The following is a 23,922-nucleotide window of genomic DNA, read 5'->3' on the forward strand; positions in this document are numbered from 1 at the left end:
GGCGCGACAAGCGCTATGCGGCGGACGGCGCTTCCTCGCGACGGGGACGAAAATCCAGCGCCACCGAATTGATGCAATAGCGAAGCCCCGTCGGCGGCGGGCCATCGGGAAATACATGGCCCAAATGCCCGTCGCACGCCGCGCAGCGCGCCTCGACACGCTGCATCCCATGGCTTGAATCGCCATGTTCGCTGACGTGGCTCTTTTCGATCGGCGCGGTGAAGCTGGGCCATCCCGATCCCGAATCATATTTGTCGGCACTGTCGAACAGGACGGTGCCGCATCCCGCACAGTTATAGACGCCGTCCGCCTTGTTATGGTCATAGCGCCCCGAAAAGGCCGGTTCGGTGCCCGCTTCGCGAAGAACCACATATTGTGCGGGGGTCAGGCGCTTGCGCCATTCCGATTCGGAAAGGGTCATCTGCTTCATGGCCAAAGATGTGTGGTCTTCACCGCCGCGCGTCAATCGTTCTTTATTTGATCCGGGTTAATCGACCCGCTGAAGCCAGCGCACCGGGCAGCGCGGCGGCGGCAAGCAGGACCGGAGCGGCGCGGCGATTTTCCCCCATGCGCCATAACAGGCCGGCTATCCCCATCGGCAGCGCGAGGGCGCGTGAAAAGGCGCGCTGATATCCCGCCGCTGCATCCGCACCACCATGCCGCCACGCATCGGATGCGGCGATGCCACTGGCAATGGCGATGCCGATCCCTTCCCCGGCGAGCGATGGAATCACGCCCGCCTGATCGCCCAGCCGGAACAAGCCCGGTCCGGTTTCCCCGCACCGCCATCCATAGGGAACATTGGCCACCGCGTCCTGCGGCGACGACGAATCGCGCCACGCCATTCTTTCGGCAAGCGCCGGACATTCGTCCGCGATGTCGTTGAACAATGCCTGCGGCGTCCCGGCAGCGGTCAACCGCGAACGGCGCACGGCAAGGCACAGATTGGCGCTGCCATCTTCCTGAAGCACCAGTCCGGCATAGCCCCGGTCGAACAGATGAAGCTCGATCGCATCGCCGATCAACCGGGCAAGGCCGGGGGCGGGGCCGAACCGCGTGCGCAGCCCGATCGTCGGATCGGTCCCGCGCGCATCGGCGGGCCGCGATGTGCCGCGCACATCGTGTTTGCCGCTGGCGAGAAACAGCGTGTCGGGGCAAAGCACGCCTCCATCGGCAAGGTGTAGCCGTCGCTTGGCGATCGAACGGACGGTGACGCCGCGCTCCACCCCAGCGCCCGCCTGCTCGGCCGCGCCCAGCAACACCGTATCGAACAGGCGTCGCGACACCGCCTTCGCCGGACGCGGCAGCGCCGCCTCCACCTGCGAAGCGCGGTGGAACAGGCGGACGCGATGAATGTCGCTGCTTCCCAGACGGGTGGTATCGATTCCGATACGTTTCAGCTTGTCGAGCGTCCGCCAGCTTACAAAACCGCCGCACAGCGAATCGACCGGCTCCCGGCTGCGCTCCAGCACCACGGGGCGCTCTCCCGCGGCGGCCAGACGCAGCGCGGCGGCCGCCCCCGCCGGACCACCGCCCAGGATCAGCGGAGCCGTTCGACGCATAACCGAAAGGGGAAGGCGCGATAGACGCGCGCATGTTCCGCGCCCGCCGCTTCAAGAATGGCGGGCCATTCGCCGGGCCGATAGCTGCGCGCGATCGACAATCGCCCGTCCGCGCGAACGATCGGGTGCCAGCGCATCAGCCGCGCGAGCAGCGGATACCCGATATGCGCCAAACGGTGGCGATGCAGATCGTTCACGAACCAGCCGCGCGCCGCCTCTGCCTCCATGAACCTCAGGAACGCGATCAGCTCGCCATGCGACATGTGATGCACGACCAAGCTGCTGACGATGACGTCCCAGCCCTGACCGGCAAGCGCGGCATAATCGCCAGTGCGATAGTCGATTTCAAGGTCGCTCGGGGTGAGCGCCCGCGCGGTCGCCGCGCTGTGCGGGTTGAGGTCGATTCCCGTGCACGCCGCCGCAATGCCGCGCGCCGCCGCCCGGCGCGCGATGGCGCGCAGCATCCCGCCATCGCCATAGCCGACATCGAGTATCTTCAGCGATTGCGCGCTCGCTGCCGCGCGTTTCAGAAACGCGAGCGTCGGCCGCGCCGCGAGCGTGACCCGGTTTACCCGCCCCAGATCGTGGAGCACCGCATCATATATCGCGGGGTCGAGATCGGGCGAATCCATCGCCTCTTCGGCGATCATGCGGGAGGCAAGGCTTTTCATGCGCTTCGAAATGCGAAACCTTCGGCGGCAAGGCCGGGGCCGAACGCAAGCGCGAGCCCCGATTCGATTGATTGCCCCAGCATCGATTCAAGCACGAACATCAGCGTTGCCGAGGACATATTGCCTTTATCCTGAAGCACTTGCCGCGATGGGGCGAGCGCTTCGGGGGAGAGCGAAAAGGCGCGTTCGACCGCGTCGAGAATCGACCGGCCTCCCGGATGGATCGCCCAGGCATCGATATCCCCAGCCCGCCGCTTACCCAGCGCGCCCGCTGCGATCTGCGGGTCGGCAAGCGCCTCGGCAATCCGTCCCGGCACCTCACCCGACAGATGCATGGCGAATCCGGTATCGGTTATGTCCCACCGGATCAGCGCGTCGGATTGCGGGAGGGTGGTGGCAAACGGCGTTTCGATGGCGAAGCCTTCAGGTTCGCCGCTGACCAGCGCGGCGGCTGCGCCATCGCCGAATTGCAGCATGGCAAGAAGCGATTCGGCATTGCCGGCGGGTTGCAGATGCAGGCTCGACAGTTCGACGCAAACCACCAGCACGCGCGCATCGGGCCGGGAACGCACGATATGCCGCGCGCTGCGTAATGCGGCGACTGCGGCATAGCAGCCCATGAACCCGACGAGCAGGCGTTCGACCGAGGGCGACAGGTTCAGCCGCCGTGCGATGACCTGATCCACCCCCGGCGCGACGAAGCCGGTACAGCTCGCGACAACCAGATGGGTGATCCCTTCGACCGCAACCTGCCCGGCAAGGCTTTCGATCGCAGTGATCGCCAGATCGGGGGCAAGCCGGGCATACAGGCGCATCCGTTCCCCCGTTCCCGGCATATGGCCGCCCGCATAGAAACCTCCCGGTTCCAATGGCGATCCGCCCGCATCGGCGGCGGGCAATACCGACCAGCGGTGGCGGATGCCGCTGCGCGCCGCCATCCGGTCGAACAGGCGCTGTTCGCGCAAATCGTTCAGTCGTTCGCGCGCCCAGCCGATAAAAGCGTCATGGATGTCATGCGCCGGAACCGAGGTCCCGACATGGTTTAGATAGGCTGTCGGTTGATTCATGCAGGGTCCCGTCGGTCCCGCCGATCAGTCGGGAGGTACCGGCAACCCTACGCGCGAACCATCGTCATGGTTGCACCCTGTCGCCGGGACTCAGCCGTTGCGCGCCCAGTAGAGTTGCGCCGGCGGCACGTTCCACCATTCCATATCGTGATCGATATTGGCGAATTCAGGGCTGAGAAAGTCCTTCACCTTGGGCGAGAACTGATAGACCAGAAATGCGCCGCCCGGCCGGATCACCTTTGCCGTCGCCTTTGCGATGGTATCGCCGACACCGGTGGGCAGGGTGGAAAAGGGCAGCCCTGACAGGACGTAATCGGCCCCGTCATGGCCGTGATCGGCGACGATCGCCTCTACATCCGCCGCCGATCCGCAGATCGCCGAAAAGCGCGGGTCGCGAATCGTTTCACGAAGATAGGCGACGAAATCCTCATTGGTGTCGATCGCGATATACTGGGCATCGGGACCCATCCGGTCGAGCACCGCCTGGCAGAAGGTGCCGACGCCGGGGCCGTATTCGACGAACAATTTGCACTGACCCCAATCGACGGGGCCCAGCATCTTGCGGATCAGGCGTCCCGACGAGGGGATGATCGATCCAACCATCACCGGATGCTTGATAAAGCCCCGGAAGAACATGGCGATCGGCGAAGCGGCGCGGCCTTTCCGGGCGCCCTTGCGGGCGGCGGCGGTGGAAGAAGCGGTCATGGATTTCCCGTGTCAGCGCGCGCAAAGGCGCAAAAGAGGATGTCGTCGTCGCAAAACTGTTCCCAACAATCAAGGTGCGGCCGAACGATCGGTTCAACTCACCGGGCGCCTTGCGGTTGCATGCGCGCCCTTTACAGGAAAGCGCCATGGCCGATCAATGCGCAGAACAGGTTGCGGTGATTTTCGTTTCGCAGCGAAGGCCGGGCGACGATGTCGCCTATTCCCGAGCGGCGGCGGACATGGATCGGCTGGCAGCATGTCAGCCGGGATATATCCGAATCGACAGCGTGCGCGCGCCCGATGGGGCGGGCATCACCGTCAGCTATTGGGCCGACGAAGCGGCGGCGCGGGCATGGCGCGATAATCCCGACCATATCCGCATCCGACAATCCGGGCGTGGTCGCTGGTATGACAGCTATTCGATCACGGTCGCGCGGATTATCCGCGCCTATGACTGGCGGCGCGGATAATTCCGGTGCGGTCTGACGACAGGGCTTAATCGCTTTCGCGGCGTTCGAGCATGTCCGGGCTGATGAAGCCGATCGGCTGAATCGATACCGCTTCCTGCTTCAACCTGCGCGACATCGCTTCATATTCGCGCTCCATCTCTGGCGTGACCGAAGCGCGTGAATCGGTAAGCGCGGTTTCGAAATGCGCCATGGTGACCGTTTCATTGGTCAGCGATTCGCGAAGCGCGGCAAGCCCTGCCCGGCGCACCAGATCCTCCAGATCGGCGCCGCTGAACCGTTCGGTTTGTGCCGCAAGCGCGCCGAGGTCGACATCGTCGGCCAACGGCATCCTGCCCGTCTGAATGGTCAGGATGCGTTCGCGCCCTTCCCGCCCCGGCACGCCGACATAGACCAGTTCGTCGAACCGGCCGGGGCGAAGCAGCGCCGGATCGATCAGGTTCGGGCGGTTGGTCGCGCCGATCACGACGACCGACTGCAGTTCCTCAAGCCCATCCATTTCGGCAAGGATGGTGTTCACCACCCGTTCGGTCACCTGCGGTTCGCCCATGCCGCCGCCGCGCGCGGGCACCAGCGAATCGAGTTCGTCGATAAAGATCACGCAGGGCGCCACCTGCCGCGCACGGGCGAACAGCCGGGTAATCTGCGCCTCGCTCTCGCCATACCATTTGCTCAGCAGGTCGGACGATTTCGTCGCGATGAAATTGGCGCTCGCCTCACGCGCGACCGCCTTGGCGAGCAGCGTCTTGCCCGTTCCGGGCGGGCCATAGAGCAAAAAGCCCTTGGTCGGGCGAATGCCCATGCGGCGGAAGGCGTCGGGGTTTTTAAGCGGCAGCTCGACCCCTTCCTTCATCCGCTCCTGCGCTTCGTCCAGCCCGCCGACATCGCTCCAGCGCACCTGCGGCAATTGCACCATCACCTCGCGCATCGCGCTCGGCTGGATGCGCTTCATCGCCTCCAGAAAGTCGCTGCGCCCGACCGACAGCGTTTCCAGCACCTCGGGCGGGATCGTCTGTTCGGACAGGTTCAGCTTCGGCATTACGCGGCGTACCGCCTCGATCGCCGCCTCGCGTGCCAGCGCGGCGATGTCGGCGCCGACAAAGCCATAGGTGGTGCGCGCCAGTTCATCGAGGTCGACATCCTCGTCGATCGGCATGCCACGCGTATGGATGCCCAGTATCTCGCGCCGGCCGCGCTCGTCGGGAACGCCGACGACGATTTCGCGGTCGAAGCGGCCGGGACGGCGCAACGCTTCGTCGATCGCTTCCGGCCGGTTGGTCGCGGCGATGACGATCACGTTCGATCGCGCCTCCAGCCCGTCCATCAGCGTCAGAAGCTGCGCGACGAGACGTTTTTCCGCCTCGCCCGAAACATTGGCGCGCTTGGGCGCGATCGAATCGATCTCGTCGATAAAGATAATCGATGGCGCGGCCTTGTCGGCCTCTTCGAACACCTCGCGCAGCCGCTTTTCCGATTCGCCATAGGCCGATCCCATGATCTCCGGCCCGTTGATCAGGAAGAAATCGGCATCGCTTTCGTTCGCCACCGCGCGCGCCAGCCGCGTCTTGCCGGTTCCCGGCGGGCCGTGCAGCAGCACGCCCTTGGGCGGATCGACGCCCAGCCGCTGGAACAGTTCGGGATAGCGAAGCGGCAGTTCGACCATTTCGCGAAGCTGGTCGATCGTTCCCGCCACCCCGCCGATATCGTCATAGGTGACGTCGGCGCGGCGGCTCTCATGCGGCTCTTCGTAATCCGCGCGCAGTTCGATTTCGGTTTCGGCGTCGATATGCACCACGCCCTTGGGACTGGTGGTCAGCACCTGAAGCCGGATTTCCTGAAGCGCATAGGCGGGCGCGCGAAGGTGGCGGGCAACCTGTGGCGGGATGTCGGCGACCCGCTGCTGCGCGACCGTGGCAACGGTATCGCCCTGACACAGCGGCCGCCCCGCAAAGGTGCGCTTCAATGCCTGCGCCGACCCTTGCAGCCGCAAATTCTTCTGCGCAGGTGCGAACACGACGCGGCTGGCGGGTTTCGGATCGGCGGCGCGGATTTCGACATATTCGCCCGATCCCACCCCGGCATTGGCGCGTTGCAAGCCATCGATGCGCAGGATTTCCAGCCCCTCATCCTCGGCATAGGGATATACCGCGATTGCCGGCGTGGCGCGTTTGCCCACGATCTCCACCGCATCCCCCTCGGCAAGGCCCATCTGCGCCATGACCGTGCGGGGCAGGTGCGCGAGCCCGCGCCCGCTATCCTCCGACCGGGAATTGGCTACCTGCAATTTGACAGGATTGCGCTCGTCATCGGCCATACGCCGGAACCTCCTTGCCGCATCGTTCGCGTGTTGGACGCGGCACATAGGAACGCGCTCGTGTGCATACGAGATGGAGCGCGGACAAAAAAAGGGCCGGTTCCCGAAGAAACCGACCCTGAAAGTCTTAGGAGAGGATGCCTGAAAGGCCTGTTCTATGTGCGCTGCAACATGGTTTTGTGCAAGTGCGAAAAGCGCCAGCCGGATTGCATCAAATGCAATCCACCGTTCCTTCGGCCCCGGAAAACGCTTTTTTCATTTCCCAGCTTGCAATCGCGCATGTGCGGCGCGCACATATTGCACATGCGAAGACTGCCGCCCCTCACCGCGATCGAGGCATTCGTCCATGTCGCCCGGCTTGGTTCGATAAAGGCGGCTGCCGACGAACTGGCGCTGTCGTCGCCCGCGCTCAGCCGGCGCGTGCAGGCGCTTGAACGCTTTATCGGAAAGTCGCTGTTCGAACGGCGGCACCAGGCGCTTCGCCTCAACGGCGACGGGGATCGGTTGCTCGCACGGATCGCGCCCGCGCTCGACACCATGTCCGATGCGGTTGAGGAGATGACGAGCGGGATCGACCTGCTGCGCATGCGGCTGGGCGTGCTGCCGCTGTTCGCCAAGCAGCAATTGCTGCACCGTTTGCCCGACCTTCGCCTCCGTCACCCGGAACTGCATCTTGATATCGATACGGCGGGGCATGCGCTGCCGCGACTTGGCGACGGGCTGGACGCGGCGATCATCCTGGCCGAAAGCATCGAATCGACGCTGTATTCGCGCCGGCTGGACCGCAACCGGGTGCATGCCATCGCCGCGCGTTCGCTGGCCGAGGGGCCAGATGGAATCACCGAACCGCGCCAGCTTTCGGGGGTCACCGCGCTGGTCCATCGCGACATGCCCGAAAGTTTCGTGCACTGGCGCCGTGCCGCGGGGTGCGAGGAAGTCGAACCCGCCGCGATCGATCATTATGATTCGGGCGCGCTGATGCTGGAGGCGGCGGCGCAGGGGCTGGGCGTGGCGTTCATGCTGGAGGCGCATTTCCGCGACGCGCGCGACGATCGCATCGTGCCGCTGTTCGATCTCAGCGTGGAAAGCGAATATAGCTACTGGTTCGTTTGCCGACCGCGTGCGCTGGAACAGCGGCCGGTCAAACTGTTCCATGACTGGTTACTGAAAAGCTTCGACGCGAGCGAGTGAACGTCCGCGCCGAAGCCTTCAGGTGATGGGGTTCAGGCGGTGCGCATCTTGTGAATCTTGCCCGGATGGCGCGGCGGTTCGCCCTTGGGCAGCGCGTCGACATGCTCCATGCCCTCGGTCACCACGCCCCACACGGTATATTGCCCGTCAAGAAAGGTGGCGTCGTCGAGACAGATGAAGAACTGGCTGTTCGCGCTGTCCGGGTCCATCGTGCGCGCCATCGAACACACGCCGCGGACATGCGGTTCGCGACTGAACTCGGCGGAAAGATTGGGTTCGTTCGACCCGCCGGTGCCGGTGCCGGTCGGATCGCCGCCCTGCGCCATGAAGCCGTCGATCACGCGGTGAAAGACGACGTCGTCGTAAAAGCCCTTGTCTGCCAGCGAAGCGATCCGCTCGACATGCTTGGGGGCGAGGTCGGGGCGAAGCTGGATGCGGACGTCACCCGAATCGAGGGTCATGACGATCGAGCTGGGCGTTTCGGACATGGTCTGGCTTGTGCTCCGGTGCGTGAAAGAGGCGCTCGCCGGTAAACAGGGCGGCGGGCGAATGCAATGGCGGCTGCGCCGGCCGGCCCCGCGCGCGGGCCAACTCGACGATTGGCACGGCGCGTCCGGATCGCTACACGCTGCGACAGGTAGCCGACGCAAGGGAGGTCGAAGGCATGAGCGAGACCGATCTCTCCCCTTCGATCGAGGAGAAGGACCGCACGTCCGGCGAACTGGACGAAGGCGACCGGCTGAAACCCGAATTCGTTCGCGCCGTGCTCGACGCGGTGGAGGCGGGCGACGCCGAAACCGCCTATGAGCGCGTCGAACCGCTGCATCCCGCCGACATCGCCGACCTGATCGAATTGACGCCCGCCGAGCAGCGCCCGGATCTGGTCGAATCGATCGGATCGCTGATCGACGGCGAAGTGCTGTCGGAAATGAACGACTGGGTGCGCGACGAACTGATCGATGCGCTCGATCCGCGCCAGCTTGCCGGAATGGCCGCCGAACTCGATACCGACGACGCCGTCGCCATTATCGAGGATATGGAGGAGGCGGACCAGCAGGCCGTCCTCAACGCGCTGTCGCCCGATGATCGCGCCGCGATCGTCGAAGCGCTGAGCTACCCCGAGGAATCGGCCGGCCGGTTGATGCAGCGCGAACTGATCGCGGTGCCCGAACACTGGACCGTGGGCGACGTGCTCGATTACCTGCGCGGCAGCGACGAACTGTCGAGCGATTTCTGGGAGATATTCGTTGTCGATCCGGGCCATCGCCCGGTCGGGACGTGCCAGCTTTCGTGGATTCTGCGCACCCCGCGCATCGTGTCGATGACCGACGTGATGAAGCGCGAACAGACGCTGATCCCGGTCGACATGGATCAGGAAGAGGTCGCGCTGCGATTTCAGAAATATGCGCTGATTTCCGCCGCCGTGGTCGATTCGGGCGGGCGGCTGGTCGGCCAGGTCACGGTGGACGATATCGTCCACATCATTTCCGAAGAGGCCGGGGAGGATATTCTCCGCCTGTCGGGCGCGGGCGAAGGCGATATCAATGAACCCGTCCGGCTCGCCGTGCGAACGCGCTTATCGTGGCTGATCGTCAATATGGGTACCGCGATCATCGCCGCGTCGGTGGTGGGGCTGTTCCAATCCGAAATTGCCGCCTTTGCGCTGCTCGCCGTGCTGATGCCGATCGTATCGGGCATGGGCGGCAATGCTGGCACCCAGACGCTGGCCGTGGTGGTGCGCGCGCTCGCCACCAATCAGATTACCGATTCGAATACCTGGTGGATGGTGTTGCGCGAATTGCGCATCGCCGCGGCCAACGGCACCGCGCTTGGCGCGGTCGCCGGTATCGGGTCTTATCTGATCTACGGCAACGGCCCGCTTTCGATCGTTTTCGCGGCGGCGATGGTCATCAACAATCTTGCCGCCGGACTGGGCGGGGTGGTGGTGCCGATCACGCTCGACCGGTTGCGCATCGATCCGGCGGTCAGTTCGGCGGTATTCGTCACCACGCTGACCGACGTCATGGGATTTTTCTCGTTCCTTGGTCTTGCCGCGCTGTCCGGCGTGGCGGGGTAGGGGCCGCGCCCTTGATGACAAAGCGCCCGCTGCCCAGATAAGGCATGCAATGGCGCTCAACATGACCAAGGTCGCCTATGGCCATGACAGCCTGCCCGACCTGAAAGACCGTATCGACCTCAGAAAGGCGCAGGGCGCGCTGGTGCTCACCACGCGCTACCTGCCAAAGCGCCATGAAGAAATGTCCGGCGGGTCGCTCTACTGGATCATTAGGCATCAGCTTGTCGCGCGTTCGCCGCTGATCGGGTTCGGAGAGGCGGAGGGTGGCCGCGTCGCCATCCATTTGCGGCCCGAACTTGTGCTGGTGCAGGGACAGCCCAAGCGCGCGCATCAGGGCTGGCGCTATCTGGAGGACGCCGACGCGCCGCCCGATCTGGACAAGGCGGGCGCCGATATCGCCGCGATGCCGCCCGACATGATCGGCGAACTCAGCGCGCTCGCACTGATCTGATCCGCCTCAACCCTTGGCGAGGGCTGGGAACGCCTTGCGAAATGCCGCCATCTTCGGCTTGTCCCAGCGCACGATATAGGGGTGGTTCGGATTTCGGCGATAGAAATCCTGATGATATGCCTCGGCGGGATAGAATTGCCCCCTTTCGATCCGCGTGACGATCGGCTTGTCATAGACATGCGCTGCACCCAATTGGCGGATATAGCGGGCCGCCACCTGCTTCTGCGCCTGGTTTTGCGGAAAGATGGCGCTGCGATAGCTTGGACCGCGATCGGGATATTGCCGGTCCTTCTGCGTCGGATCGTGCGCGACGGAAAAATAGACACGAAGCAGCGTGGCATAGCTGACCTGCGCGGGATCATAGGTGATTTTCACCGCTTCGGCATGGCCGGTGCGTTCGGTGCTGACCTGCGCATAGGTTGCGGTCGCGCGGGTGCCACCGGCATAGCCGTCGACCACCGATCGCACGCCCTTTACCTGTTCGAACACCGCTTCCATGCCCCAGAAGCAGCCACCGGCGAGCACGGCGGTCTGCATTCCGTGCGGCTGGTTCATGTGATAGCTCGCGGCCGGAATGGCGACCGCCTTTTCGGCATAACCGGGAATCGTGGTGGCGAGCAGAGCGATGCCGAGCGCGCCGGCACCCGCAAGAGGAAGAAGAAATCGGGTCATAGGCTCGCCTTTCCTGAGATGTGCGGACGCCCCTACGGGCACTGCGGCGTCAGCGCGAGACGGCCTGCACCGCGGGTGCCACGGGCGGCTGCACGGGTTCGGCATGGACGGTCTGCAGCCCGATCAGGCCGACTGCGCCGAGCGCAAAGCCGCTCAGAAAATATCGAAAAATCTGCCGGTCGGTTGGCTTGCGGGTCACGATGACAATCCTTGAACGCTCTATCCGCGTATCGCTTTCCATGGCGCGACACGGGAAATGATCGCGACCGGCCGACTGGGCCGGTCGATGTGCGTTTCTTATAGGGAAGAGCAGCTTAACCGGGGCTGAGCGACAGGTTCAGGAAAGCGCGCCGCACGCCTTTTCAATACGGTCGCATGCTTCGGTGAGCAAAGTTTCCGACGTCGCATAGCTGATCCGCATTGCTGGCGACAGGCCGAAGGCGTCGCCGTGCACCGCAGCCACCCGCGCTTCGTCGAGCAGATAGCCGACCATCGCCGCATCACTGTCGATCACCGCTCCCTTGGGCGTCTTCTTTCCGATAAGCTCCGGAAAGGCGGGATATACGTAAAATGCGCCTTCGGGAGTCGGGCAGGTGATACCGGAAATCGCGTTCAGTCGGCCGACCACCAGATCACGGCGTTTCTGGAACGCGGCGGCACGGCTTTTCAGGAAGCTCTGGTCGCCGGTCAGCGCCGCCACCGCAGCGGCCTGCGCCACCGAACAGGGGTTGGAGGTCGATTGCGACTGCAGCTTCGCCATCGCCTTGATCAGCCAGGCCGGGCCGCCGGCAAAGCCGATTCGCCAGCCGGTCATCGCATAGGCTTTCGAACAGCCGTTCACCGTCAGCGTGCGTTCGAACAGCGACGGGCAAACCTGCGCGATCGTCGCGAATTCGAACCCGTCATAAACGATGTGTTCGTACATATCGTCGGCGAACACCCAGACATGCGGATGGCGTTCGAGGACTTCGCCCAGCGCTTTCAGCTCACCGGCGCTGTACGCGGCGCCGGTCGGATTGGACGGCGAATTAAGTATCAGCCACTTGGTTTTGGGCGTGATCGCCGCGTCGAGTTGTTCCGGCTTCAGCTTGTATTGCTGCTCCGGACCTGCCTTCACCACCACCGGCTTGCCACCGCAAAACTGCACAACATCGGGATAGCTCACCCAATAGGGGGCGGGAACGATGACTTCGTCGCCGGGGTTCAGCGTGGCGACCATCGCGTTGAACAGCGTGTGTTTGCCGCCGACATTGGTCGTGATCTGGTTGGTGGCATATTCCAGGCCATTGTCGCGCTTGAACTTGGCGCGGATCGCGGCCTTCAGTTCGGGCGTGCCGTCAACGGCGGTATATTTGGTCTTGCCTGCGCGGATCGCCTCGATGGCCGCTTCCTTAACGAAATCGGGGGTATCGAAATCTGGCTCGCCTGCGCCCAGGCCGATGACATCGACCCCCTCGGCGCGAAGTTCGGCGGCGCGTGCGGTCATCGCAAGCGTCGCGGAAGGCTGGATACGGTCGAGCGCGGCGGAGGTATGCATCGGGTCTGCCTGGGTTCAAGGGTAGGAAAGGCGCGGGCGCTTTAGACCGCTGCTTGCGTATCCGCAACCAGTTGCGCACGAATTAGGCCGCGAAGCGCGTTGCCGATGAAAAATTCGTGCGCAAGGTCTTCGGGATGCACCGCCGCTTCGACCGCACGCCCGCTTTCGATCAGTTCGGTGCGAAGCACGCCGGGAAGCGCGCTTTTCACCGGCGGGGTGACCAGCCGATCGCCGCGCGGCACGAAAAGCGAGGTGAAGCTACCCTCGCTCACCGTACCGTCGGGCAGCAGGAACAGCGTTTCGAACGCGCCCCCGCGAATGCGCGCCGCATCGTAAAAGGCGCGGTCGGTGGTTTTGTGGCGAAGCCGGAAATCATCCTTTGAAACCGGCAACGGCGCCAGCGCGACCGATACCGGAAGCCGCGGCATTGCGGGCATGGGATCGATTTGCATCGCGATATTTCCCGATGGCGACAGCAACAGGCGAATTCGCGCCGGTTCGCGCTGGCGAAAGGTCGCCGCCTGCAATTCGTTGCAGATGACATGCCGGTCGAACGCGAAATCGAACGCGCCCGCGCTGTTCTTCAACCGTGCCAGATGCCGTTCGAGAAGCGCGACCCCCTTTTGCGGATCGAACGCCATCGTCTCCATCAGATCGAAGCTGCGCTGTCCCTTGGTCAGGAACGCCCCCTTGGCCAGACATTCGCGCCATTCGGGCGCGGGAAGTGAATCCGCCACATAGCCCGATCCCAGCCCGATGGAAAAGGGGCTGGCCCCCTGACGCCACAAGGTGCGGATCGCGACCGAGAAACAGGCATCGCCTCCGGCATCAATGCGCCCGATCGCGCCGGTATACGGGCCGCGCGCGCTTTCGCATTCCACTTCCTCGATCACCTGCATCGCGCGAATCTTGGGCGCGCCGGTGATCGATCCGCACGGGAACAGCGCGGCCAGCGCATCGATCGCGTCCTGTTCGGGGGCCAGCGTCGCGGTGACCCCCGACACCATCTGATGCACCGTGGGATAGGTTTCGACCGCGAACCGTTCGGGCACGCGCACGCTTCCCGGCATGGCGATCCGGCCGAGATCGTTGCGCATCAGATCGAGGATCATCAGGTTTTCGGCGCGCTGTTTGGGGTCGGCGGCAAGCGCGCGCGCCAGTCTTTCATCCTCCTTTGGGGTCACGCCGCGCGGCGCGGTTCCTTTCATCGGCCGTGCGGCCAGCCGCCGGCCATTCAGCGCGAAGAACAGTTCGGGCGACAACGACACGATCGTCGCCTCACCGGTTTCGATCACCGCGCCATATCCCGCCTGCGCCCGATCGCGCAGCGCGGCGTACAGCGCGAGCGGATCGCCCATTGCGGAAACGTTCGCGCGAAAGGTCAGGTTCGCCTGATAGATATCGCCCGCCGCGATCCATTGGGCGACCTGCTCGGCCCTTTCGCAATATGCCGCGAAGTCGATTTCGGGCCGTGCCGCGCCGATCCATGCGCCGCGCGGATCAGGCAGCAGCGCAGCGATCGAGTCGATTTCGCGCCAGCGCTCGAACAAGCCGAACCACAGCAGCGGGGTACTATCATGCCGTGTCATCGGTGCGCGCGCTTCGAATGCCGCCCCCGCTTCGTAGCTGAGGAAACCCGCGGCGTGCAGCCCGCCCGCCAGCCCGCGGCGCAACTTGGCCAGCGCGTCGCGCACCCCATCGACCCGGTGGGTGGTCACCACCTGAACCAGATCGGCATACAGCCGCGCCGGACCGCCGCCGGGCCGGGCGTCGTCCAGAAGCACGTAGGGGGGGGCATCGGTAAGCGTCATTGCCCCCCGCGATGCCGCCTTGCCCGCGCCGCGGCAAGCCAATGTTGCCCGCGCCGCCGCATCGCTCTAAATTCGACGGCATGGCAAATCCCCCGCTTCGCGTCGCAATCGTTCCCGTCACCCCGCTTCAGCAGAACGCAACGCTGATCTGGTGCACCGAAACAATGAAGGGCGCCTTTGTCGATCCCGGCGGCGATCTTGATCGGCTGCGCGCCGCGGCTGACCAGCACGGCGTGACGATCGAAAAGATTCTCATCACCCATGGCCATTTCGATCATTGCGGGCAGGCCGGGATTCTTGCGCGCGAATATGCGGTCCCGATCGAAGGACCGCACGAGGCCGATCGCTTCTGGATCGCCCGGCTTGCCGATGACGGGCGGCAGTTCGGCATTCCCGGCGAACCGTTCGAACCCGATCGCTGGCTGGACGACGGCGACCACCTCACGGTCGGGAAGCTGACGTTCGACGTCTATCATTGTCCCGGCCACACGCCGGGTCACGTCATCTTCCACCATCCCGAATCGAAACTGGCGATCGTCGGCGACGTCCTGTTTCAGGGATCGATCGGCCGCACCGATTTCCCAATGGGCAACCATCAGGATCTGATCGATGCGATCACCAGCAAATTATGGCCGCTGGGCGGCGATACCGCCTTCATCCCCGGCCATGGCCCGATGAGCAATTTCGCGCATGAACGGCGCACCAACCCGCTGGTCGGCGATGCCGCGCTGGCGCGATAGGGCCGCGCGCCTTGTGGCGGCCAGTTACAGCCGCCGCGCTTCGTCGATCAGCAATATCGGCGTGCCGTCGCATACGGGATAGGCAAGGCCTGCCTCGTCGCTCACCAGTTCGTTTGCAGCCCGGTCATGGCGAAGCGGCGCGCGGGTGACCGGACAGACCAGCCGTTCCAGCGGGCAGGGAAGGGCGTCGTTCGTCATTGCAGCGTCCCGATATCGTCGTCGCCGTGACGGCCGAAAAACTGCATCAGCTGGATGACAAGGTCCGCCCGCTCACGAAGCGCGTTCGCCTCCAGCAGCGCCTGTTTCGACGCAATGTCGAACGGTGCGATCTGCGCGATACCGTTCACCAGGCTTTCATCGTCCAGCCGCGACACGCCCTCCCAGTCGACGGCATAGCCATGCGCATCGGCAAAGCGGCGCGCCTCCATCTCGATCGCCGATCGCTCGGCAAGCGAGAGTATCTCGGCATCGCCCTGTTCGATCAATGCCGCCTCGACCTGGCGAAACGGCGTGGTGACATCAAGCTCGCGGCGAATGGCGAAGCGCGCCAGTCCTTCCAGGACAATATCGAACCGCCCGTCCTCCAACGTCTCGACCTCGACGATCTTGCCCAGACAGCCGATTTCGAACAGCGCGGGGGCGTCGCCCGGTTCGCGCGGCTGCACCATCCCGATGCGCCGGTCGCGCGCCAGCGCGTCGGACACCATCGCGCGGTAGCGCGGCTCGAATATGTGCAGCGGCAAGTGCATCCGGGGGAACAGCAGCGCACCCCCCAGTGGAAAGACCGAAATGCGCGTCGTCGTCATCCGAACAGCAGTTGCGACAGCCGCCGGCGCTGCTGCGCCACCCAGGGGTCTTCCAGTCCGACCACTTCGAACAGCTTCAAAAGCTGCTGGCGCGCGGCGCCTTCCTGCCAGTCTTTTTCGCCTGCGATAATCGCGAACAGGTTGTCGGCCGCTTCCTGCCGCCGACCAGCCGCCATCTGCGCATTGGCGAGATCATAGCGCGCCTGATAATCGTCGGGGGAGGCGGCAACCGCAGCCTCCAGCCCGGCCATGTTCGCATCCGATCCCGAAGCATCCTGGGCCAGCGAAAGCGATGCGCGCGCGCGTTCGATTTCCGGCGCTTTGCTTACCGTTTCGGGAAGCGCCGCGATCGCCGCTTCGGCATCGTCGATCCGCCCGGAAGCGACCAGCGCGCGGATCAGGCCCGATTGCGCCCCGGCATTGTCCGGCGCGATCGCAACGATCTGCGAAAAGATGCCCAGCGCCTGTTCGGCATCGTCCTGCGCCAGCGCCTGTTCACCCATTTCGATCATCGGCGCGATCTGTTCGGCCTGATCGCCCGCTTCACTCTCCACCGGAATTTGCGCCAGTATCTGATCGAGCATCTGCTTCAGCGCCGATTCGGTTCGCGCCTGACCCAGATCGGCGACCAGCTGCCCCTGAAACATGGCATAGACGGTCGGAACCGACTTCACCTGGAATTGCGAGGCGATGAACGCGTTCTTGTCGACATCGATCTTGGCAAGCACCACACCCTTGTCGGCATATTGCGCCGCCACCTTTTCCAGCATCGGGGCGAGCTGCTTGCATGGGCCGCACCATTCGGCCCAGAAATCGAGGATGACCAATTTGGTGCGCGACGGTTCGACCACGTCGCGGCGGAACGCTTCGATTGCTTCCTTATCGGCGGCGCCAAGTCCCATCGTTGCCAAGGGTATCGCTCCTTCATCGGTGGTTCGCGTGAACTGGTAATGTGGGCGTTTGGCGGGGCAAGTCCAAGGGTTTTTCAAAAAGGCGAAATAGGGCTTGTCGAACCCCCGACCCGATGCTAGAGGCCGCGACCTTACTTCAGCCGCTCCCCGCCGGAGCGGCGCGCCAGAGCGGGCGTAGCTCAGGGGTAGAGCACAACCTTGCCAAGGTTGGGGTCGAGGGTTCGAATCCCTTCGCCCGCTCCAGATTTGCTTAGAAAATCAGCATATTATAAACCTGCCCCGGCAGGAAAACCATATTACGTGCTCTGCGGAGACCGGGAAAGTAATAAGGACGTAATATGCTGAGCGGGTGTTTCAGGACGCCTCTGGCGTGCCATCGGCGGCCCCTGATGTTGAAGCCACGAATCTTGTCGGGGAATGCCTTCCCCTGCTGACGAGCCGAAGTCTCGTCAGACCCCTTCTAGCGGGGACACCCCGCAACGCCCCGTGTGACGTCTGACGCTGTGTCGAGATCGAGCCAGGCTATCCTGTCCCAATCGCGCTGTTTGTGGCTCTCCCCGTCGGTGGGGTGGGCGACGCTTCCCTCTAGGCCCGCCGCGCCGGGGCGCAACGCGCGTGGCCGCGCTTACCTCCTCTTAGTTCCGGCCCTGCGGGTGCGTCCCGGCTCTGCCGGCGGGCCTTCGGTCCGCTCTTTCACCGCCCACCCCATTCCGGGGTGAGTGTGTTGAAGGAGAAAAGTGATGAGCGCTGTTACCCAAACCACCGCTGCCGAGCCTGTGTCGGGCGTCGAGATTTTCGTGCCCCTGGACAAGCTCAAGAAGTCCCCGCGCAATGTGCGCAAGGTGCCGCATGGCGAAAGCGCCATCGACGCGCTGGCCGCATCCATCGCGCATAAGGGACTGATCCAGAACCTTGTCGTGGAACCCGAAGTGACGGAAGACGAAACGCCGACCGGCTTCTATTTCGTGACCGTTGGCGAAGGCCGCAGACAGGCAATGCTGCTGTGCGCCAAGCGCAGGAAGATGAAGAAGTCCGATCCGGTGCGCTGCTGGCTCGATACCGAGAACGACCCATCCGAGATCAGTCTGGACGAGAATGTCACCCGAACGCCCATGCACCCCGCCGACCAGTTCGAGCGGTTCCGCGAGCTTTCCGAAACTAAGGGCTGGGGCGCGCAGGAGATCGGAGCGCGGTTCGGCGTGTCCGCCCATGTCGTGAAGCAGCGGCTTCGCCTGAGTGCCGTGTCTCCGGCGCTGTTGCAGGTCTATCGTGAGGACGCGCTGACGCTGGACCAGTTGATGGCCTTTGCCATTACCGAGGACCACGACCGGCAGGAGCAGGTGTTCGAGAGCCTGCATCACAACCGGGAGGCGTGGATCATCCGGCGCGACCTGACCGCTGCCAATGTTCCCGGCCATGATTGCCGGGCGATCTTCGTGGGCGAAGCTGCCTATGAGGAAGCGGGCGGCATCATCATCCGCGACCTGTTCGCCGATGAAGGCGGGGGCTATTTCGAGGATGCGGGTTTGCTTGCCATCGAGAAGCTGCGCGAAATTGCCGCCGAAGTGCAGACCGAGGGCTGGAAATGGGCCGAAGCCCATATCGACTATCCCCATGCGCACGGCATGCGGCGTTTCTATCCCGAACCCGTTGCCCTGTCCGATGAGGACGAGGCGCGGTTGGAGTCGGCGTCAGTCGAACATGACCAGCTTGTCGAGAATTTCGACTCCTGACGAAATGCCCGAGGGTGTGGCGGCGAAGGTCGAGGCGCTGGACGCGGAGATCGATGCGATTTCCGAGAAGCGCCATACCTATGATGCCAACCTGATCGCGCATGGCGGTGTGTTCGTAGTGCTCAACCATGATGGCACGGTCAGGATCGAGCGTGGTTTCGTTCGTGCCGAGGATGAGGCGCTGGCCGATCCGCAGGCCGAAGGTGAAGCCATCGACCTGGAGACGGTCGAGGATGAGCAGGCCGAAGGTAATGAGGAAGTGCAGGACATCGAGGACGAGGAAGTCGGCAAGCCGATTTCCGATGCCTTGACGCGCGACCTGTCCGCGCACCGGACACTGGCCCTTCGCGTGGCGCTTGGCGAGCGGCCCGACATGGCGCTGATCGCGCTCACCCACACGCTGACTTCGCAACTGTTCTACAGCTATGCCGAGGCGGGTTGCCTTGAGGTTCGTCCGACCGTGACGCCGCTTGGCAGTCATGCGGATGGGATCGAGGATACGCCGCTGGCAGTAAAGGCAAACGCGGCGCATGAGGCATGGGCCGAACGGATGCCGCGTGATGTGGCTGACCTGTGGGCTTTCATGGTTGCGCTCGACGACGAGGACCGGGTGGCGCTGCTGGCGCATTGCGTGGCCTGCACCGTCAATGCGTTGCGTCTGCCGTGGGGTCGCAAGCCCCGCTCGCTGCAAACCGCCGACAGGCTGGCAAGCGCGCTGTCGCTCGACATGCAAGGACTGGACGCCCACCGTGGACAGCTATCTTCGCCGTGTTACCAAGGCGCATATCGTTGAGGCCGTGACCGAAGGCGTGTCGGAGGAGGATGCCCGCCGGATCGCGGACATGAAGAAGCAGGACATGGCGCAAGCCGCCGAGCAGCTTCTGGCCGGGACCGGATGGTTGCCTGTAACCCTGCGGACATCGCAGCAGCGAGTGGTGCAGTCGTCCGACGCGGAGGCTCCCGAAGCGCAAGCCGAGGACGGAGAAGACTTCTACGCCGTTGCCGCTGAATAGCGGCATGAAGCCGGGGCCGTGCGAGCGGTCCCGGCTTTTCTTTCCGTCTATTTAGACGGCTCAAAGATTGCGCCCGCGCTCCATCGGGCGCGGGCGGATTTAGCGCTCGCTGGGCACGACCCGGCTCGCGATCCTAATCACCTTCGGCCAGGATGGTCTCGAAGTCCCGCCCACCATAGAAAATACCGACGATAGCGACTGCCGTGTCGTCTACCGCAAAGGCAATCGTCACACGCCGCCGCCAGGTCAGTGTCCGCAGGCCCGGCCTCAGATCGTCTCGCATGGTCCCGCGATGAGGGAAATTGGTCAGTTTGCCGATATGGTCGAGAATACCGTCAGTGAAGCGCCCCGCAATTTCAGGAGATGCTGCGTCAGCAATATAGTCGTAAATGGCATCGATATGGTCGCGCGCTTCCGGCGTGAAGACAATGGAATGTCCCACGCTCAGCCGCGCTTGGTTGCCCGTTTCTGGCGTTCGGCCAAGCCGGACCGTACATCCTCGAGCGGGATACCGCGCGAAGGATCGGCCCGATAGGCATCATAGGCGGGAGCTACCTCGTTGCGCAGCCAGCTATCGACGGCCCGGTCACGCGCCTGAAGCGCGCGCAACCCGTCGCGGATTACTTCGCTTTCGCTGGCATACTCGCCTGATGCTACCCTGGCGCGAACCTGCGTCGCCATCTCGTTGGGCAAAGTGACGCTGAACTGTTGAGTCGTTCGCATGATACTCGCTCCTTCAGAATAGGATTTAATCCTATTCGTCGACTGATTCAAGTTTGTCGGATAAATCGACCACGAACAGGAGCAGAATTGCCTGTCGCTCATCGCCAACTGCACCTGCGCCCTCATGCTGTGGCGGCACCGCGACGGCGACGCAAATCGCAGGTCCGTCTGGATCTGGTCACGCAACGATGCGATCGGCAATGTGGCCGTGGTCGCCGCCGCGCTCGGCACCGGCACCTCCTGGCCCGACATCGCCGTTGCCGCGATCCTGGCCGGGCTCGGTGTCAGTGGCGGTTGGCAGATCGTCCGGCAGGCGCGGTCTGAATTGCGGGGACTTCCGGGAAGAAGGACACACGCCGCCACCTGAGGCGCTCAATTTGCCCTTGTGCGGTATGGAGAGCGTTCTGTTCGACAAATGCCGAAACACCTGCACCTGTGGCGTAGCGTTCCGACCGCACGCCTGCAATCTCAGTTCCCTGCCGTCAGAACCACTCCCACCCGGCCTCTCTCATGGCTGATCTGGCCGGAGACGGCTTTGCCCGATCGGCTATGCCGCAATGGCGGGCGTGCAGCTTTTTTCCGCCGCCTGTCGGCTTTGCATCGCGAAGCAAAAAAGCCACTTCCCGCCATCCTCCGCTTCGCTGCGGTCCCTTTGGGATGCGCCGCCGATCGCTCCGGTCCCTTGAACCGCCATCGAGGCCGCGATGAGCGCGGTCCGAGCAACACGAAAGAACATACGACATGGCCACCATCGGCACCTTCACCGCCAACGACAACGGCGAACTGGGCGGCACCATCAGGACGCTCACTCTCAACACCCAGGCAGTTCTCCGTCCCGTCGACAAGGAGGACGAGAAGTCACCCGACTTCCGCGTCAGCACCGGCGATCTCGACATCGGCGCTGCCTGGAAAAAGACCAGTCGCGAAGGCCGCGACTACATTTCGGTCAAGCTGGACGATCCGAGCTTCCCGGCACCGGTCTATGCCACGCTATCTGAGACCGACACCGCCGGCGAATACGCCCTCATCTGGTCGCGCTGACGGCCAACAGCGCCTCGCCCTTTCGGGCGGGGCGCATCGGTTATCTGATAGCGAGGCAGATCGCTGCCCCATCCCCTATTAGATGAGTTCAGGCCTCTTCATCATCGTAGTATTTTGACATATCGACGGCTCCTGAGGTTTCCAGTTCCGGTTTCTCGTATGCAACGCGGCCAGCCACACGCTGAAAGGTCATCACTGTTGTGAATGCGATGGAATCTCCGTGGAACGCCCGGTCTTGATCCGTGTCTCCGTTTAGAGACCCTGAGATAAGGGCTACGAGCGCATCTTGCCCAATATCCAACGCCACCTCGTCGATATAAAGTTCATCGAAATATGCGTTGGTTGTGGCGATCTCACTCGACAAATCGTCCTCAATCATCATCGGGTCGTTCTGGATGAAGTCGGAATTTATATAATCCTCGACGTCATGTGTGTGCCAGACAGTACCGGAGAAATGCCCCTGGGCTCTGAGGAAGTCACAAAGCTGCGAGGCCAGATCGTTAACTTCTGGCAATTTGGCAGGGAGGCCCTGAAGCTGTTGAACTCGTTGATCCATTAGAGCCAGGTTCGGGATCAAGATATCTGCCCGGTTCAGTTCGTCGAGCTGATAATGCAGCTCGGTACGAAGCGCAGCCGCGCTTCCGTAGCCGAAGAATGCCGCAACAATTTCATGAGCGTGGCCCGAACCAAGCTTCTCGTTGGTCAGGTGGCGATAGGTCTGGCGCAGGTGGTCTGCGCATTCTTTTTGGATAGACATGACAAATCCATTTCAAACCGGCGTCTTCCAGGTAATCACAAGCGCTTGATGACCACCTTGCGCCGACTGAATGGTTGTCGATCGGGTGTTCGATCACAATTGAGATACCGTCTTTTGGGTCACTTGCAGCCCAGGCGGTCGGTTCCAGCAGGCATTGTACGCCCCTCTCATTCTTGACGCAACGCTATGCTCCGGTGGTCAATCGGTTCGTTGTTGGATCAAGAGGATGTATTGGATTGAGCGGAGGTGCATCGTCGCCCCCCCTTCCGCCTTTCCATCGCATGACGAGAAAGCGCGACGGCTGTGCCGATCCCTGACCAACGGCAAGCAGGGCGCCCATTCCTTCCGCCAGCATCTGTGCTTCGTCGAGCACCTCGACGTCGACGCCCAGCGTTTCCAGCGCACGACATTCCTCTACAAATGCCTGCGGATGGAGCAGGTTGCCCGGTTCCGAAACCAGTGCGCGCGCGAAGGCGACGCCTTCGCAGACGGCGGAGCGGCGGGGCCATGCGGTCGAAACCGCATCGACACACTCGCCCAGAACGAGCTCGGCCGTGGCAAGCGAAGGGCGCTTGGCTTCGGTCATGTCGGTGTGATGGCGGTCGTACCGCCAGCTTCTCAGACGCAGGGCTTCGGCGGCATCGGCTGCGATTTCTGGTAGGTTTCCGGCCGGGATGGCCCGCAGGTCGATCTGAAGCGCAGTTTCGCCCGAGACGAGGAATCGCGAGGAGAGCGGCGGCACCTTGTGCCATGCCATTGCTGTACTCCCCCGTCCCGAACAGTACGACGCGCCGTGCGGTTTCGCCGTCGGCAATCGTGAATTCCGCCAGTGTTCCGGCCTCGCCGGCGAAGCGGCCGAGCGTGTTTCCGCATAAACGCGCCATGGCTCGGCCAGCGTATCCCGCAGGTCCGTTCCTTTTGCGACCGGAAGGCACAGTGGCGCGGATGAGGCGTCGGCTTCGGCGGTGAAGGTGATACCGATCATGACAATGTCCCGTGGAGTTACGATTTAGCAGCTCAAAAGGCAGAAAATCCGACATAGCGGCCGGGCCGCAGCCAGAGCCCGGTCACGCCCCCCATCGCGGCGGCGCCGAGCACGGAAAAAGCGATGTTGACCGGCGGAAGCACGAGCGCGGACACGGCAAGAATGCAGCAGTCGATCAGCAATTGGGTGCGGCCGATATTCCAGCCCCGCGTCCGGCCGAGCCACACGGTGACGACACCGATCCCGCCCACGCCGGCGCCATGGCGGACTACAGCGATCGCCCCCATGCCGAGCAGCGCACCCGCGCTCATCGCCACAAGCGCACGATCATGGACGTTGAACGTCAGCGCGTGATCGATGACCAGCGAGAGCCCGGCGATCAGGGCGCTGGCGATGATGGTGCGCACGGTGAACCGCAGCCCCATCGCCCGAAGCGCGACGAACACGAATGGAAGGTTGAGCAGGGCGAAAAGCGGACCCGGCGGCAACGGCAAATAGTGGCCCGCCAATAGCGCAAGCCCCGCCATCCCGCCCGTGACCAGACCGGCGGCGTGGAGCGTGGCAAGGCCCAAGGCAATAAGCAGACTGCCCACGGTGAGCGCCATCGCATCTTCCAAAATGCCGTGCGCCATTATTTCCGTTTCCGGCCTTTCGCCCAGAACGATCTTATTTTCCGGCATGTCAGCGT

28 protein-coding genes, 1 tRNA gene and 1 pseudogene are annotated in these 23,922 nt (G+C 63.6%); 11 read left to right on the top strand and 19 right to left on the bottom strand.

Annotation, left to right across the window (positions count from 1 at the left end; genetic code table 11):
• Positions 1–13: 13 nt before the first annotated feature.
• From msrB to KY084_RS07610, 5 genes are all read right to left on the bottom strand, one after another.
• Positions 14–430, bottom strand: a complete 417-nt coding sequence (gene msrB, locus KY084_RS07590) for a peptide-methionine (R)-S-oxide reductase MsrB (RefSeq protein ID WP_219237846.1) — start codon at positions 428–430, stop codon at positions 14–16.
• Between the two features lie 43 nt (positions 431–473).
• Positions 474–1,562, bottom strand: a complete 1,089-nt coding sequence (locus KY084_RS07595; RefSeq protein ID WP_219237847.1) for an NAD(P)/FAD-dependent oxidoreductase — start codon at positions 1,560–1,562, stop codon at positions 474–476.
• Entirely contained in the window at positions 1,541–2,233 is a 693-nt protein-coding gene (locus KY084_RS07600) for a methyltransferase domain-containing protein (RefSeq protein WP_219237848.1), read from the bottom strand. The genes KY084_RS07595 and KY084_RS07600 overlap by 22 nt, the downstream gene beginning before the upstream one ends.
• Positions 2,230–3,300, bottom strand: coding sequence for a type III polyketide synthase (locus KY084_RS07605; protein ID WP_219237849.1), 1,071 nt, complete (start codon positions 3,298–3,300; stop codon positions 2,230–2,232). Before KY084_RS07605 ends, KY084_RS07600 begins: the two co-directional genes overlap by 4 nt.
• A 90-nt stretch (positions 3,301–3,390) precedes the next feature.
• Positions 3,391–4,005, bottom strand: a complete 615-nt coding sequence (locus KY084_RS07610) for a class I SAM-dependent methyltransferase (RefSeq protein WP_246586974.1) — start codon at positions 4,003–4,005, stop codon at positions 3,391–3,393.
• Between the two features lie 146 nt (positions 4,006–4,151).
• Here KY084_RS07610 and KY084_RS07615 point away from each other — a divergent pair, with 146 nt between their 5' ends.
• Positions 4,152–4,475, top strand: coding sequence for an antibiotic biosynthesis monooxygenase family protein (locus KY084_RS07615; RefSeq protein ID WP_219237850.1), 324 nt, complete (start codon positions 4,152–4,154; stop codon positions 4,473–4,475).
• 25 nt (positions 4,476–4,500) lie between these two features.
• On the opposite strand, the gene KY084_RS07620 is transcribed toward KY084_RS07615, so the two are convergent.
• Positions 4,501–6,786, bottom strand: a complete 2,286-nt coding sequence (locus KY084_RS07620; RefSeq protein WP_219237851.1) for a CDC48 family AAA ATPase — start codon at positions 6,784–6,786, stop codon at positions 4,501–4,503.
• 303 nt (positions 6,787–7,089) lie between these two features.
• Between KY084_RS07620 and KY084_RS07625 the strand changes: the two genes are divergently transcribed.
• Positions 7,090–7,977 (top strand): LysR substrate-binding domain-containing protein, encoded by an 888-nt coding sequence (locus tag KY084_RS07625; RefSeq protein WP_219237852.1) that lies wholly within the window; start codon positions 7,090–7,092, stop codon positions 7,975–7,977.
• 32 nt (positions 7,978–8,009) lie between these two features.
• On the opposite strand, the gene KY084_RS07630 is transcribed toward KY084_RS07625, so the two are convergent.
• Positions 8,010–8,465 carry a peptidylprolyl isomerase gene (locus KY084_RS07630; RefSeq protein ID WP_219237853.1) on the bottom strand — a complete coding sequence of 152 codons (456 nt, stop codon included), beginning with the start codon at positions 8,463–8,465 and terminating at the stop codon, positions 8,010–8,012.
• A gap of 176 nt (positions 8,466–8,641) precedes the next feature.
• Between KY084_RS07630 and mgtE the strand changes: the two genes are divergently transcribed.
• Positions 8,642–10,054 carry a magnesium transporter gene (gene mgtE / locus KY084_RS07635; RefSeq protein WP_219237854.1) on the top strand — a complete coding sequence of 471 codons (1,413 nt, stop codon included), beginning with the start codon at positions 8,642–8,644 and terminating at the stop codon, positions 10,052–10,054.
• A 49-nt stretch (positions 10,055–10,103) separates the two neighbouring features.
• Complete coding sequence (locus KY084_RS07640; protein ID WP_219237855.1) at positions 10,104–10,505, top strand: DUF1489 family protein; 402 nt, start codon at positions 10,104–10,106, stop codon at positions 10,503–10,505.
• A 6-nt stretch (positions 10,506–10,511) separates the two neighbouring features.
• On the opposite strand, the gene msrA is transcribed toward KY084_RS07640, so the two are convergent.
• The 4 genes from msrA to pabB all read right to left on the bottom strand — a co-directional run bounded on the left by msrA (position 10,512) and on the right by pabB (position 14,525).
• Positions 10,512–11,177 carry a peptide-methionine (S)-S-oxide reductase MsrA gene (gene msrA, locus KY084_RS07645; protein WP_219237856.1) on the bottom strand — a complete coding sequence of 222 codons (666 nt, stop codon included), beginning with the start codon at positions 11,175–11,177 and terminating at the stop codon, positions 10,512–10,514.
• 49 nt (positions 11,178–11,226) lie between these two features.
• Positions 11,227–11,376 carry a hypothetical protein gene (locus KY084_RS07650; RefSeq protein WP_219237926.1) on the bottom strand — a complete coding sequence of 50 codons (150 nt, stop codon included), beginning with the start codon at positions 11,374–11,376 and terminating at the stop codon, positions 11,227–11,229.
• 138 nt (positions 11,377–11,514) lie between these two features.
• Entirely contained in the window at positions 11,515–12,714 is a 1,200-nt protein-coding gene (locus KY084_RS07655) for a pyridoxal phosphate-dependent aminotransferase (protein ID WP_219237857.1), read from the bottom strand.
• Between the two features lie 41 nt (positions 12,715–12,755).
• On the bottom strand, positions 12,756–14,525 hold the full coding sequence (gene pabB, locus KY084_RS07660; protein ID WP_219237858.1) for an aminodeoxychorismate synthase component I: 1,770 nt from the start codon (positions 14,523–14,525) through the stop codon (positions 12,756–12,758).
• Positions 14,526–14,605: 80 nt separating this feature from the next.
• Between pabB and KY084_RS07665 the strand changes: the two genes are divergently transcribed.
• Positions 14,606–15,265 carry an MBL fold metallo-hydrolase gene (locus KY084_RS07665; RefSeq protein ID WP_219237859.1) on the top strand — a complete coding sequence of 220 codons (660 nt, stop codon included), beginning with the start codon at positions 14,606–14,608 and terminating at the stop codon, positions 15,263–15,265.
• A 24-nt stretch (positions 15,266–15,289) separates the two neighbouring features.
• Here the strand turns inward: KY084_RS07665 and KY084_RS07670 are convergent, their stop codons facing one another.
• From KY084_RS07670 to KY084_RS07680, 3 genes are read right to left on the bottom strand one after another with little or no spacing between them, the layout of a single operon-like run.
• Entirely contained in the window at positions 15,290–15,463 is a 174-nt protein-coding gene (locus tag KY084_RS07670; protein WP_219237860.1) for a Trm112 family protein, read from the bottom strand.
• Entirely contained in the window at positions 15,460–16,071 is a 612-nt protein-coding gene (locus KY084_RS07675; protein ID WP_219237861.1) for an LON peptidase substrate-binding domain-containing protein, read from the bottom strand. Before KY084_RS07675 ends, KY084_RS07670 begins: the two co-directional genes overlap by 4 nt.
• Positions 16,068–16,973: a tetratricopeptide repeat protein gene (locus KY084_RS07680; RefSeq protein WP_246586988.1), complete on the bottom strand. Its 906-nt coding sequence runs from the start codon at positions 16,971–16,973 to the stop codon at positions 16,068–16,070. The genes KY084_RS07675 and KY084_RS07680 overlap by 4 nt, the downstream gene beginning before the upstream one ends.
• A 177-nt stretch (positions 16,974–17,150) precedes the next feature.
• Here KY084_RS07680 and KY084_RS07685 point away from each other — a divergent pair.
• The 4 genes from KY084_RS07685 to KY084_RS16700 all read left to right on the top strand — a co-directional run bounded on the left by KY084_RS07685 (position 17,151) and on the right by KY084_RS16700 (position 19,728).
• Positions 17,151–17,225: transfer RNA gene (locus tag KY084_RS07685), tRNA-Gly, on the top strand.
• 497 nt (positions 17,226–17,722) lie between these two features.
• The gene (locus KY084_RS16690) at positions 17,723–18,715 is read left to right on the top strand and encodes a ParB/RepB/Spo0J family partition protein (protein WP_343227975.1); all 993 of its coding nucleotides are present in this window, start codon (positions 17,723–17,725) and stop codon (positions 18,713–18,715) included.
• On the top strand, positions 18,684–19,508 hold the full coding sequence (locus KY084_RS16695; RefSeq protein WP_343227976.1) for a hypothetical protein: 825 nt from the start codon (positions 18,684–18,686) through the stop codon (positions 19,506–19,508). The genes KY084_RS16690 and KY084_RS16695 overlap by 32 nt, the downstream gene beginning before the upstream one ends.
• Positions 19,465–19,728: a hypothetical protein gene (locus KY084_RS16700; RefSeq protein WP_343227977.1), complete on the top strand. Its 264-nt coding sequence runs from the start codon at positions 19,465–19,467 to the stop codon at positions 19,726–19,728. The genes KY084_RS16695 and KY084_RS16700 overlap by 44 nt, the downstream gene beginning before the upstream one ends.
• 133 nt (positions 19,729–19,861) lie before the next feature.
• Here KY084_RS16700 and KY084_RS07695 read toward each other — a convergent pair whose 3' ends face one another.
• Together KY084_RS07695 and KY084_RS07700 are read right to left on the bottom strand one after the other, a co-directional pair.
• Entirely contained in the window at positions 19,862–20,170 is a 309-nt protein-coding gene (locus KY084_RS07695; protein WP_219237863.1) for a type II toxin-antitoxin system RelE/ParE family toxin, read from the bottom strand.
• 2 nt (positions 20,171–20,172) lie between these two features.
• Positions 20,173–20,451 (bottom strand): type II toxin-antitoxin system ParD family antitoxin, encoded by a 279-nt coding sequence (locus KY084_RS07700; RefSeq protein ID WP_219237864.1) that lies wholly within the window; start codon positions 20,449–20,451, stop codon positions 20,173–20,175.
• Between the two features lie 91 nt (positions 20,452–20,542).
• On the opposite strand from KY084_RS07700, the pseudogene KY084_RS07705 reads away from it, so the two are divergent.
• Positions 20,543–20,818, top strand: a pseudogene (locus KY084_RS07705) (cation transporter); the annotation flags it as partial.
• Between the two features lie 374 nt (positions 20,819–21,192).
• Positions 21,193–21,492 (top strand): DUF736 domain-containing protein, encoded by a 300-nt coding sequence (locus tag KY084_RS07710; protein WP_219237865.1) that lies wholly within the window; start codon positions 21,193–21,195, stop codon positions 21,490–21,492.
• Positions 21,493–21,580: 88 nt separating this feature from the next.
• Here KY084_RS07710 and KY084_RS07715 read toward each other — a convergent pair whose 3' ends face one another.
• From KY084_RS07715 to KY084_RS07725, 3 genes are all read right to left on the bottom strand, one after another.
• Positions 21,581–22,249 (bottom strand): hypothetical protein, encoded by a 669-nt coding sequence (locus tag KY084_RS07715; protein ID WP_219237866.1) that lies wholly within the window; start codon positions 22,247–22,249, stop codon positions 21,581–21,583.
• A 184-nt stretch (positions 22,250–22,433) separates the two neighbouring features.
• Positions 22,434–23,006: a hypothetical protein gene (locus KY084_RS07720; RefSeq protein WP_219237867.1), complete on the bottom strand. Its 573-nt coding sequence runs from the start codon at positions 23,004–23,006 to the stop codon at positions 22,434–22,436.
• 260 nt (positions 23,007–23,266) lie between these two features.
• A complete protein-coding gene (locus KY084_RS07725; protein WP_219237868.1) occupies positions 23,267–23,914 on the bottom strand; it encodes a YitT family protein in 648 nt (215 codons plus the stop codon).
• Between the last annotated feature and the right edge of the window lie 8 nt (positions 23,915–23,922).

The sequence above is a fragment of the Stakelama flava genome, from assembly GCF_019351405.1.
GTDB lineage: Bacteria > Pseudomonadota > Alphaproteobacteria > Sphingomonadales > Sphingomonadaceae > Sphingomonas > Sphingomonas flava_A.